At 68.3% G+C, this 10,791-nt stretch carries 11 protein-coding genes; 6 read left to right on the top strand and 5 right to left on the bottom strand.

Annotated features, from left to right (window positions below; all coding sequences use genetic code 11):
* Positions 1-335: 335 nt before the first annotated feature.
* On the top strand, positions 336-1,079 hold the full coding sequence (locus tag QMX82_RS24580; protein WP_282288457.1) for a TIGR00266 family protein: 744 nt from the start codon (positions 336-338) through the stop codon (positions 1,077-1,079).
* A gap of 36 nt (positions 1,080-1,115) precedes the next feature.
* Here the strand turns inward: QMX82_RS24580 and QMX82_RS24575 are convergent, their stop codons facing one another.
* Positions 1,116-2,024: a helix-turn-helix transcriptional regulator gene (locus QMX82_RS24575; protein WP_282288455.1), complete on the bottom strand. Its 909-nt coding sequence runs from the start codon at positions 2,022-2,024 to the stop codon at positions 1,116-1,118.
* 332 nt (positions 2,025-2,356) lie between these two features.
* On the opposite strand from QMX82_RS24575, the gene QMX82_RS24570 reads away from it, so the two are divergent.
* From QMX82_RS24570 to QMX82_RS24555, 4 genes are all read left to right on the top strand, one after another.
* Entirely contained in the window at positions 2,357-3,691 is a 1,335-nt protein-coding gene (locus QMX82_RS24570; RefSeq protein WP_208692545.1) for an MFS transporter, read from the top strand.
* Between the two features lie 185 nt (positions 3,692-3,876).
* Positions 3,877-4,626: a fumarylacetoacetate hydrolase family protein gene (locus tag QMX82_RS24565; RefSeq protein WP_282288454.1), complete on the top strand. Its 750-nt coding sequence runs from the start codon at positions 3,877-3,879 to the stop codon at positions 4,624-4,626.
* A complete protein-coding gene (locus QMX82_RS24560) occupies positions 4,623-5,387 on the top strand; it encodes an SDR family oxidoreductase (protein ID WP_282288452.1) in 765 nt (254 codons plus the stop codon). The genes QMX82_RS24565 and QMX82_RS24560 overlap by 4 nt, the downstream gene beginning before the upstream one ends.
* Positions 5,388-5,407: 20 nt before the next feature.
* A complete protein-coding gene (locus QMX82_RS24555; protein ID WP_282288450.1) occupies positions 5,408-6,364 on the top strand; it encodes a 2-hydroxyacid dehydrogenase in 957 nt (318 codons plus the stop codon).
* 7 nt (positions 6,365-6,371) lie between these two features.
* Here QMX82_RS24555 and QMX82_RS24550 read toward each other — a convergent pair whose 3' ends face one another.
* The 4 genes from QMX82_RS24550 to QMX82_RS24535 form a co-directional block, all read right to left on the bottom strand.
* Complete coding sequence (locus tag QMX82_RS24550; RefSeq protein ID WP_187980211.1) at positions 6,372-7,268, bottom strand: metal ABC transporter ATPase; 897 nt, start codon at positions 7,266-7,268, stop codon at positions 6,372-6,374.
* Between the two features lie 98 nt (positions 7,269-7,366).
* Complete coding sequence (locus QMX82_RS24545; RefSeq protein ID WP_208692539.1) at positions 7,367-8,182, bottom strand: aldo/keto reductase; 816 nt, start codon at positions 8,180-8,182, stop codon at positions 7,367-7,369.
* Positions 8,179-9,354 carry an FAD-dependent oxidoreductase gene (locus QMX82_RS24540; protein WP_282288446.1) on the bottom strand — a complete coding sequence of 392 codons (1,176 nt, stop codon included), beginning with the start codon at positions 9,352-9,354 and terminating at the stop codon, positions 8,179-8,181. Before QMX82_RS24540 ends, QMX82_RS24545 begins: the two co-directional genes overlap by 4 nt.
* A gap of 62 nt (positions 9,355-9,416) precedes the next feature.
* On the bottom strand, positions 9,417-9,749 hold the full coding sequence (locus tag QMX82_RS24535) for a DMT family transporter (RefSeq protein WP_059316027.1): 333 nt from the start codon (positions 9,747-9,749) through the stop codon (positions 9,417-9,419).
* Positions 9,750-9,833: 84 nt separating this feature from the next.
* Between QMX82_RS24535 and QMX82_RS24530 the strand changes: the two genes are divergently transcribed.
* Positions 9,834-10,718: a LysR family transcriptional regulator gene (locus QMX82_RS24530; protein WP_282288443.1), complete on the top strand. Its 885-nt coding sequence runs from the start codon at positions 9,834-9,836 to the stop codon at positions 10,716-10,718.
* Positions 10,719-10,791: the final 73 nt, after the last annotated feature.

Below are 10,791 nucleotides of genomic sequence, written 5' to 3'. Positions count from 1 at the left end.
ATGTTGGGCTTCGCTGCGCTCAGCCCAACCTGCACGAGCGCCCCCTCTCCCTCCGGGAGAGGGCAGGGGTGAGGGAAGCTTGCGCACGAAGATCGGTTCCAGCCGCGGCCACGGCAATCTCTACCCCAGCCAGCTTGGTCCTGCCGGTAGGAGCGGCCCATGGCCGCGATCTCCTGGAGGTTCAACCCCAGGGTGAAGACCAGGCTAGCATCCCAAGTGAACCTTCCACCCCATTTGTCACGTTACCCAGGCCAACGCTGGCGCCAGGCCTAGCACGCCAACCCCTGCCATCGCTGCTAGGCTGGGAACCTCCAACAGCGGTACAGGAAACTCCCATGCCCAACCATATCCTCGATCACCGCATCCTCGGCGAATCCCTGCAGGCGGTGGAGATCGGTCTCGATCCCGGCGAGACGGTGATCGCCGAGGCCGGTGCCATGACCTACATGGAGGCCGACATCGACTTCACCGCGCGCATGGGCGACGGCTCCGCTGGCTTGCTCGGCAAGCTCTGGGGCGCCGGCAAGCGCATGCTCGGCGGCGAGTCGCTGTTCATGACCCATTTCACCAACGAAGGGCGCGAGAAGCGTCACGTCGCCTTCGCCGCGCCCTATCCGGGACAGGTGGTTCCGCTGGACCTCGCCGCCCTGGGCGGCACCCTGTTCTGCCAACGCGACTCCTTTCTCTGCGCCGCCAGGGGCACCCGTATCGGCGTGGCCTTCACCCGCCGCCTGGGCGCCGGCTTCTTCGGTGGCGAGGGCTTCATCCTGCAGCGGCTGGAGGGGGATGGCATGGCCTTCGTGCATGCCGGCGGCACCGTGATCCGCAAGGAGCTCAGGGGCGAGACCCTGCGCCTGGACACCGGTTGCCTGGTGGGTTTCACCAGCGGCATCGACTACAACATCAAGCTGGCCGGAGGCCTGCGCAGCATGCTGTTCGGCGGCGAAGGCCTGGTGCTGGCGACCTTGAGCGGTCACGGCACCGTGTGGATCCAGACCCTGCCCTTTTCCCGGCTAGCCGGTCGGGTCCAGGCCGCGGCCGGCGGCGTCACCGGTGAACGCCGCGCCGGTGGCGACTGATCCGTTCGGGCCACCCCGGGCATGCCCGGCGGTGGCTCAGCTGCCCAGCTGACGGCGAAACTGGCTGGGTGGTACGCCCTGGGCCTGGCGGAAGCGCCGGGAAAAGTAGGCTTCATCGGCGAAACCACAGCGCATGGCGATCTCGCCCACCGAGAGTTCGGTGTCCAGCAGTAGGCTCCTGGCCAGGTGCATGCGGCGCTCCAGCACCAGTTCGCTGAAGGTCTTGCCGGTTTCCTTGCGCAGCCAGTGCGACAGGTAGTTGGGCGACAGGAAGCTGGCCGCCGCCACGGTCTTCAGGTCCAGTTCGGGATCGGCAAGATGATGGCGTACGTACTCGGTCATCCGTGCCAGGGCGTTGCGGCGGTTGCGTCGGGTGGCATTGGCCGCAGCGAGCGCCTGTAGGGGATCGGCGTAGGCCCGGCAGACGAGAGCGATGAGTTGCAGCAGACAGCCCTTGAGGTATTCCCGCGTGCCGAAGGGGCGTTCCGCCGCGGCATCCAGGGCCTGCATCCGCTCGAGCAGAGCGAGCACCTCCGCCCAGTCCTGCTCGTCCAGGGCGAAATCCAGCTCGCCCTGGAAACGAAAGGGCGCGAGTTCGGGTGCCTGCTGCAGGCTGACGTCTTCCAGGTCCAGGGGCGAGCAGTCCAGGTGGGGCAGCAGGAAGTGCTGGTCGAAGTTCAGCAGCAGCGCCCGGCTACCGGGTTCCGGCGGGATGTGATGCAGCCGATGCGGCAGGACGAAGGCCAGGCTGCGTTCGGCGAAGGGCCGCTCGACGTTGCCGATGCGCTGGCTGCCCGCCGCGCCCAGATTGACCTGGATCTGGAAATACTCGTGACGATGGGGCAGGGGCTCGCCGGTGGAAAAGGATTTTTCGCGGATATGGAAGTCGGCCTTGGCACTGCGTTGACGCATGCCAAAAGTGGGAACGCGGGGGGTGGCACGCATCTTTCTCTCCAAAGGCGGGCGCAGAAACGCTGCCGGTAAAGGTGTCGCTGCGCGGGCGCTGGCGATCGTCCAAGTCGAGCAAGGAGCGGCCTTCACTCGATCCGCTCTAGCCCGCGACTCCATTCCCGTCCGGATAGGTGTCGGGGCGCGTAGGGGAATCTGGATTTATCCACGCACTTGATGGCTGACCCCTTCGCCAGGCTTCTCGGACGGTTGTCAAGGTGTAGTCATACGATAACCTACATCTGTTGCAACAGGGGTAATGCCGTTCCGCCGGCGGCCCCGGGAAACCTCCCGCCACGCGCTCTCCAACAATAAAAAGGGGCTCTGGAATGTCGACTCTCTCTACCTCTCCCAAGACGGCCGCCATTGGCGATGCCGCCGCCGCCCGGGCACTGCCGACGCGGCGCCGCTGGTTCATGCTGACGTTGCTGCTGGTCGCCACCGTCATCAATTACGTGGACCGGGTGAACATCTCCATCGCCGCACCCTTCCTGTCCCGCGACCTCGGCCTGGACAAGATCCAGATGGGCCTGATCTTCTCCGCCTTCGCCTGGACCTACGCCTTCGCCCTGGTGCCCGCCGGTTTCATCGCCGATCGCTTCGGCTCGCGGCTGGTGTACGGCGCCTCCCTGATCACCTGGTCCGCCGCGACGGTGGGGCAGGGCCTGGTCGGCGGCTTCGCGTCGCTGTTCGGCCTGCGGCTCGCCGTCGGCGCGCTGGAAGCGCCGGCCTTTCCGGCCAACAGCCGGGCGGTCACGGTGTGGTTCCCGGCGCGCGAGCGCGGCATGGCCAGCAGCATCTACGTCTGTGGCCAGTACCTCGGCACGGCGCTGTTCACCGGGGGGCTGCTGTGGCTCGCCACTCACTACAGCTGGCGCCACGTGTTCTATGTGACCGGCAGCGCCGGCATTCTCTTCGGCCTGGTCTGGCTGTGGCTCTATCGCGATCCGAGCGAGTGCAAGAAGGTCAGCCCGGAGGAGCTGGCCTATATCGAAGAAGGCGGCGCCCTGGTCAAGAGCGCGGGCGAGCGTACGCGTTTCGACTGGCGGCAACTGGCTGAACTGCTCAGCTACCGGCAGGTGTGGGCGATCTGCCTGGGCAAGTTCGCCAGCACCTCGGCGTTGTATTTCTTCCTCACCTGGTTCCCTACCTATCTGATGGAGGAACGGCAGATGAGCACCATCAAGGTCGGCATCTTCGCCGTGCTGCCCTTCGTCGGCGCCACCGTGGGCATCCTGCTGGCCGGGGCTGTATCGGACCTGCTGATCCGTCGTGGCTGCTCGCTGTCGTTCGCGCGCAAGCTGCCGCTGGTGGTGGGGTCGGCACTGGGCATGTCCATCGTGCTGGTCAACTTCACCGACTCCAATCTGTTGTGCATCGCCATCCTGACCTGCGCCTTCTTCGCCCAAGGAATCGCCTCGGCGTCCTGGGCAGCGGTTTCGGAGGTGGCACCCAAGGAGCTGATCGGCGTCACTGGCGGCTTCACCAGCCTGGCGGCAAATATCGGCGGGATCGTCACCCCCACGGTGATCGGTTTCATCGTGCAGAACACCGGCAGCTTCGCCTACGCCTTCTGGTTCATCGGCGCGGTGGCCCTGATGGGCACGCTGTCCTACTCCTTCCTGCTCGGTCGGCTGCACCGCATCGAATTGCGCCCGCGCTGAGCGCCTGCGGGTAGGCCGCGTCGAAAGCCGCCACTCCATTCGGGAGCGGCGGCTTTCGTCCGTGGAGGGAGCGGGGCCGCACCGATCAGGAGCCGTCTTTTGTCCAGACGATGGCCGGAAAACTGCAAATCCCCTCGATGACGTTCTCCTAGCATGAGGTCACCCACCCGCTCAGGACGATCCCCATGCTCGTCGATGCCACCGCTTCCTTCGCCTCACCTCTGCCGCCTCTGCCAGCGCCACCGCCGCCTGCAAGCATCGCTATCGCCGGCCATGGCGAGCGCTTCTTCGTCGGCCGGGTGTTCTGCCTGGGGCGCAACTATGGCTGGGACGGGACGCCCACCGTCCGCGGGGCCACGCCGCTGTATTTCATGAAGCCCGCCAACGCGGTGATGGACGCCCGAGGTGAAGTGCCCTTTCCGCCAGCCACCACCGAGTTCTGCCATGAGGTGGAACTGGTGGTGGCCATAGGTCGCGGCGGCTTCCGCATCCCGGTGGCGACGGCGCTCGAGCACGTCTGGGGTTACGCCGTGGGATTGGACATGACCCGCCGCGACCTGCAGGCCCGAGCCAAGGCCGAGGGCCAGTCCTGGGAGGCAGCCAAGGGCTTCGACGGGGCGGCGCCCATTGGACCGCTGTTCCCTGTCGCCCAGTGTGGCCATCCCATCCAGGGCGCCATCTGGCTCGCGGTGAATGGCGAGGAGCGGCAGCGCGCCGATCTGGGCGAACTCATCTGGTCGGTTGCCGAGGCCATCAGCCTGCTGTCCGGCTACCTACCGCTACAGCCCGGCGACCTGCTCATGACCGGTACGCCGCCCGGAGTCACGCCACTCGCGGCTGGCGACATCATCACCGCCGGCATCGCCGGTCTCGGGCGGCTCGATCTGGTGGTCGGCCACCCTCCGCAACCCTGGAATCCTGGAGAACAACAATGAACGAGACTTCCACTCCGCGCATCGCCCTGGTGACCGGTGCCGGCAGCGGCATCGGCAAGGCCGTGGCCCTGGCCCTGCTCGATGCGGGCTTCACCGTGGTGCTCGCCGGGCGGCGCAGTGAGCCGTTGCAGGCACTGGTCGACCAAGCCCTGGGGCAGGGTCAGCAGGCCCTGGCGATCCCCACCGACGTGCGCGATCCGGCCAGCGTGGAGCGACTTTTCGTCCAGATCGAGCGGGAGTTGGGGCGCCTGGACCTGCTGTTCAACAATGCCGGCGTCAACGCCCCCGCGGTGCCGGTCGACGAGTTGCCGCTGGACAACTGGGACAACGTCCTCGCCACCAACGTCACCGGCGTCTTCCTGTGCGCCCGCGCGGCCTTCGGCCTGATGCGGCGCCAATCGCCCCAGGGCGGGCGGATCATCAACAACGGCTCCATCTCGGCCCACGCCCCGCGGCCGTTCAGCGCGCCCTACACGGTGAGCAAGCATGCGGTGCTGGGACTGACCAGGAGCCTGGCGCTGGATGGTCGGGCCTACGACATCGCCTGTAGCCAGATCGACATCGGCAACGCCCTCACCGAACTGTCGGAGCGCATGACCCGGGGCGTGCGTCAGGCCAATGGCGAGACCGCCGTGGAGCCCATGTGCGACGTCCGGCATGTGGCCGATGCGGTGCGCTACATCGCCGGACTGCCGCTGTCGGCCAACGTCCTGAATCTGACCGTGATGGCGACGAAGATGCCCTTCGTCGGCCGCGGCTGAAACCCGTGGAGGAATTCCCCATGAGCAAACCCGTCATCCTGCAACTCAGCGCCATCCTGATTCCGGCGATCCGCGAGCGCCTCGCCGAGCGCTTCGAGGTACACCGCTACTTCGAGATCGAAGACCAGGCGGCCTTCCTCGTCAGCCACGGTGCCCGTATCCGCGGCGTGGTGACCGGCGGCCATACCGGCATCGCCCGGACACTGCTGGAGCAGTTGCCGGCGGTGGAAGTGATCGCCGTCAATGGGGTCGGTACCGATGCCATCGACCTGGCCTACTGCCGCGACCGCGGCATCAAGGTGGCGGCGACCCTGGGTGCCCTGACCGAGGACGTGGCCGACCTGGCCGTAGGCCTGCTCATCAGCGCCTGTCGCGGACTCATGGCAGGCGACGGCTTCGTTCGCGCGGGCCACTGGGCCAGCAGTCCCACGCCGCTGGCACCGTTGCCGCTGGCGCGCCGCTTCAGCGGCATGCGCGTCGGGATCGTCGGCCTGGGCCGGGTCGGACGGGCGGTGGCCACCCGGGTCGCCGCCTTCGGTTGCCCGGTCGCCTACACCGATCTGCGGCCGATGACCGATGTCGAGCACACCTTCGTGGGTGACCTGGTCGAACTGGCCCGCCAGAGCGATGCCCTGGTGGTCGCCGCAGCGGCGGACCAGGCCAGTGGCATCATCAATGCCCAGGTGCTGGAGGCGTTGGGCCCGGACGGCTTTCTGGTCAACATCGCCCGCGGCAAGCTGGTCGATGAAGCCGCGCTGATCGCCGCCCTGCGCGAAGGGCGGATCGCCGGGGCCGGGCTGGACGTCTTCGTCGAGGAGCCGCGGGTACCGGCGGCGCTGAGGGAGGATTGGCGGGTAGCGCTGCAACCGCATCGGGCCAGCGCCACGCTGGAAACCCGCACGCGGATGGGCGAGATGGTGATCGAGGCCCTGGAGACGGGCCTCGCCGGGGGCGAACCGGTCGGGCGCGTGGCCTGAGTCGGCCTCAGGCCCGCTGCAGGGCGCTCTGGGGCGCCATGCGCTCCAGCCAGTCACGCCAGCGCACCCGGCTGTCGTGGACCAGCCAGCCGTCCTGGCGGGCGAAGCTTTCCGACAGCCAGAGGCCGCGGGTCGACACCGGCAGGCGCTGGCCGGCGGACAGGGTGTAGAGCTCGCCAGTGGGCTTGCCGTCGTCCAGGGCGACCAGATAGAGGTCCGGGCGCTGGCGCGCCAGACGCGCCAGCAACTGGCCGTTCTCGATCTTCTCGTCGACGTGGAACAGGCTTGGCGCCTTGCATTCCTTGGGCAGTTCCAGCAGCAGGTCATAGACCAGTTGTAGCGAGGCGGTGGGGGTGTGCACATAGGCGCGGGGGCGTTCCAGCAGCGCCAGGCTGCCGCAGCGCACCGGCCGCGCCGCGCCCGAGCGCGGGGTCAGGCGAAAGGCCACGTCTTCGCGGTAGGGCAGGGCCGGGGCATAGGGCGTCGGCAGCCAGGTGTCGGCGAAGCGGCCGGCCAGCCAGCCGCGCGGCGTCTCGATCAGGCACTCCTCGGCCACCTCCTGCACGGCGGTGAGCAGCGGCAGGGCCAGTTCGTGGGTCGGGATGTAACCGGAGATCAGCTTGAGCACCACGTCGCCCCGATCGGGCCGGCGCTGGCGCACCAGCAGCCAGTGGTCCTGGCCCTGCCAGTTCAGCGTCAGGCGCACCGAGACGCCCAGGTTGGCGAGCTTCGCACTGAAGTGCTGGGCATCCTCGATCTCGATCGGCTTGCGCCGCTCCAGCATCTCGCTGAAATTCAGCGGTTGGCCGAGCGCCTGGTAGGTGAGGCCGTCATGATTGGCCTCGACCGAAAGGGGCAGGGTCTTGAACGCCTTGGGATTGTGGCGGGCTATGAGCTGGGGCATGGCCGACTCCTGTTGTAGTGTGCCGCGGACGCGCCGTCCCGGGCGAGCGGGCAGGGCGTCCAGTGGGCGAAGGCAAGGGTTCAGCGAAACGCTCTGGATCAGGGCCGAGCGGAGATCACTTCGGCCAGGGTACGGACATTATGTGACAGGTGCAGGGGATCGATAGTGCCGACTATCGCACCGCTCACCCCGGGCTCGGCGAACACCCGGGCGAAGCTCGCGCGCACCGGATCCTGGCCGGTACCGAGCACCGCGTGGCCGCTGGCCAGCGCCTTCTTGATCAGGATGCCCTTGCCCTGGGCGGCGGCGGCCCGGATCACCGGGATCTCGGCGTCTTCGTTGAGGTTGAAGGTGACCATGGCGCAATCGCCGGTCTCCAGCGCCTTGAGGCCGCCCGCGACGGTCTTGCCGGAAAAGCCGAAGGCGCGGATCAGGCCTTCGCGCTTGAGCTCGGCCAGGGTCTCGTAGCAGCCGCTGTCCTGGAGGATGGCCAGGTCGTTGCCATCGGAATGCACCAGCACCAGGTCCAGCCAGTCGGTCTCCAGCCGGCGCAGGCTGCGTTCCACCGAGCGGCGGGTATGGGCCGGGCTGAAGTCGAAGCTGGACAGGCCCTCGGTGAACTCCTCGCCGACCTTGCTGGCGATCACCCAGTGCTGGCGCTGGCCACGCAGCAGCGGACCCAGGCGTTCTTCGCTGCGGCCATAGGCCGGCGCGGTGTCCAGCAGGTTGATGCCCAGCTCGCGGGCCAGGCTGAGCAGATCGGCGGCGCTGCGGTCGTCGGGGATGGTGAAGCCGTTGGGGTACTTCACGCCCTGGTCGCGGCCAAACTTGACCGTGCCCAGGCCCAGTGGGGAAATCTCGAGACCGGTGCTGCCCAGCGGACGCTGCAGACCGTGCAGGGTGCGCAGGCTCATGGCAGCAGCTCCTCCCAGAAGGGCGCGGCCACCGGTGGGTGCGGATGGACGGGCAGGGCGGGGTGCTGTCCCGGCGCGATGCCGTCGCGGTCGAGATTGGCCAGGACCCGGTCGGCCAGGTCCGGCGACAGCGCCAGCTTGGTCGGCCAGCCCACCAGCAGGCGGCCTTCCTCGGCGAGGAAGGCGTTGTCCGGCCGCACCAGTCCGGATTGTGCCGGCTCGGCGCGATCCACGCGCAGGGTCGCCCAGCGGGCGCCGTCGAAGTCGATCCAGGGCAGCAGGCGCTGCAATTCCTCGCGCGCCGTGGCGATCTGCGCCGCTGGCTCACGGGCCACGCCCTCGGCCTCGGCCAGGTCGCCGCCCAGGTACCACAGCCACTGGCCGTCGGCGGTGGGATGGCTGGTGATGGTCACCCGCGGCTTGGGGCCGCCACCCAGACAGTGCGCATAGAGGGGTTTGAGCATGGGGCCCTTGACCACCACCATGTGCAGCGGGCGGCGTTGCATGGCCGGTTGTTCCAGATGGAGCGCCTGGAGCAGATCGGCCATGCCGGCGCCGGCGGTGAGCACGATGCGGCGGGCGCGGATGGCCTGGCCGTCCACCACCAGACCGGTCAGCTCGCCGTCTTCGCGCAGGGGCTGGAGGTCATGTCCGGCCAGCAGGCTGTCGCCGGCCAGTTCGGCCAGGCGTGCGACCAGGCTGGGTACGTCCAGCACCAGCTCGGCGAGGCGATAGACCTTGCCCTTGAAGGCGCGGTCGCGCAGGGCCGGCGGCAGTTCGTCGCCCTTGACCGCATCCACCCGGCCGCGCACCGCCTTGCTGGCGAAGAAGCTGGTGAGGTTGCCGGCCAGGCTGCCCGGCGACCAGAGGTAGTGGGCCTCGGAGAGCAGGCGTACACCGGAAAGATCCAGCTCGCCGCTGCCGGCCAGGCTCTCGCGCCAGCGCCGCGGCATGTCGGCGATGGCCTCGGAAGCCCCGGTGAGCATCCCGCTCAGGGCATATTTGGTGCCGCCATGGATGATGCCCTGGGACTTGCCGCTCTGGCCGCCGCCCAGGGCGCCGGTCTCCACCAGCACGGTGGCGTAGCCGGCGCGTCTGAGACGGGCGTTGAGCCAGAGGCCGGCGACGCCGCCGCCGACGATGAGGATATCGGTGGACCAGGGTTGGGACATGAACGGCCTGCTCGGATGATCGGCAAAGGAGTGATTTTACACGCTCCTCGCCGCCGCTGGTCTCAATGCCCGGTGCTGCCGGAAAACAGCTGGATCACCACCACCCCGGCGACGATCAGGCCCATGCCCAGCATGGCCGGCAAGTCCAGCTTCTGATCGTAGAGCACCGCCGCGGCGATGCTGACCAGCACGATGCCCAGCCCGGCCCAGATGGCGTAGGCGACGCCCACGGGGATGCTGCGCACCACCAGGGTCAGCATCCAGAAGGCCAGGCCGTAGCCTGTGATGACCAGAAACAGTGGCAGTGGCTTGCTGAAGCCACTGATGGCCTTCATGGAGGTGGTGGCGACGACTTCGGCGGCGATGGCAATGGCCAGGTAGATGTATCCGCTCATGATGATTCCTCCTGTCGAAGGCCCCCATTGTGCCTATCCGGGCGATAGGTGAAAGTTGATACCTATCTGTTGGAGAGATGGGTCGTGCAGTGGAATCTGGAGCAACTGGAGATCTTCGTCGGCATCGCCGAGGGTGCGAGTTTCTCGGCCATGGCGCGGCGTCTGGGGCGGGCGCAATCGGCGGTGAGCGCCGCCATCGCCCTGCTGGAGACTGATCTGGGCGTGGCGCTGTTCACGCGCAGCAACGGTCGCACGCCGGTCATCACCGCGGCCGGGCTGGCGCTGCTGGAGGAGGCGCGTGAGGTGCTGCGTCAGTGCCAGCGCCTGGACAGCCGCGCCCAGGCGCTCTGTGCCGGTCAGGAACCGCTGTTGCGCCTGGCGCTGGACGAAGCCATGCCCTACCAGCCGGTGCTCGATGCCCTCGACGCCCTGGCGGCGGCCTTCCCACACCTGGAGGTCCAGCTCACCAGCGGCGCCCAGGGTGATGTGGCGCGCAAGCTGCTGACCGACCAGGCCGACCTCGGCCTGCTGTTTCGCCATGAGCACATGCCCGAGGCCCTGGAGCGCCAGGCCCTGGGCGATGTCGCCCAGGTCACCGCCTGTGGCGCCCAGCATCCCCTGGCCCGCCAGCGTGGGGTAGGGCGACGCGAACTGGCCCGCCATCGCCAGCTGCTGATCGCGCCGCTGGAGCACCCCTATCCCGGCGGCGAGCAGATCGCCCCCCAGGTGTGGCGCGCCGACAGCTTCTATCTGCTCGCCGAATTGCTGATGCGCGGCCTGGGCTGGGGCTGGCTGCCGCGGCACGTGGCGCGCTATCCCTCCTACCAGGGCCTGCTGGCCGAACTGGATTGCGACTGGGTGCCGCCGGCCCTGGTGGTGGAGCTGGCCTGGCGCCGCAACGCCGCCCCGGGGCCGGCTGCGCGCTGGCTGGCGCAGAGGCTGGCGGAGGAGTTGCGGGCGATTGGTTGAATCGAGGCGTTGGGCTTCGCTGCGCTCAGCGCCAACCGACGGTGCTCTGCGTAGGTTGGGTTGAGCGCAGCGA

Source organism: Pseudomonas sp. PS02302 (assembly GCF_029959585.1).
Classification (GTDB): Bacteria; Pseudomonadota; Gammaproteobacteria; order Pseudomonadales; family Pseudomonadaceae; genus Chryseomonas; species Chryseomonas aestiva.
The sequence above is the reverse complement of the archived record's forward strand: the minus strand, read 5'-3'. Positions and strand labels throughout refer to the sequence as shown.

Coding starts and splice junctions, on each gene's coding strand:
- QMX82_RS24560 (WP_282288452.1), top strand. CDS start 4,623: ATGAACGAGACTTCCACTCCGCGCATCGCCCTGGTGACCGGTGCCGGC.
- QMX82_RS24540 (WP_282288446.1), bottom strand. CDS start 9,354: ATGTCCCAACCCTGGTCCACCGATATCCTCATCGTCGGCGGCGGCGTC.
- QMX82_RS24580 (WP_282288457.1), top strand. CDS start 336: ATGCCCAACCATATCCTCGATCACCGCATCCTCGGCGAATCCCTGCAG.
- QMX82_RS24535 (WP_059316027.1), bottom strand. CDS start 9,749: ATGAGCGGATACATCTACCTGGCCATTGCCATCGCCGCCGAAGTCGTC.
- QMX82_RS24575 (WP_282288455.1), bottom strand. CDS start 2,024: ATGCGTGCCACCCCCCGCGTTCCCACTTTTGGCATGCGTCAACGCAGT.
- QMX82_RS24570 (WP_208692545.1), top strand. CDS start 2,357: ATGTCGACTCTCTCTACCTCTCCCAAGACGGCCGCCATTGGCGATGCC.
- QMX82_RS24565 (WP_282288454.1), top strand. CDS start 3,877: ATGCTCGTCGATGCCACCGCTTCCTTCGCCTCACCTCTGCCGCCTCTG.
- QMX82_RS24555 (WP_282288450.1), top strand. CDS start 5,408: ATGAGCAAACCCGTCATCCTGCAACTCAGCGCCATCCTGATTCCGGCG.
- QMX82_RS24550 (WP_187980211.1), bottom strand. CDS start 7,268: ATGCCCCAGCTCATAGCCCGCCACAATCCCAAGGCGTTCAAGACCCTG.
- QMX82_RS24545 (WP_208692539.1), bottom strand. CDS start 8,182: ATGAGCCTGCGCACCCTGCACGGTCTGCAGCGTCCGCTGGGCAGCACC.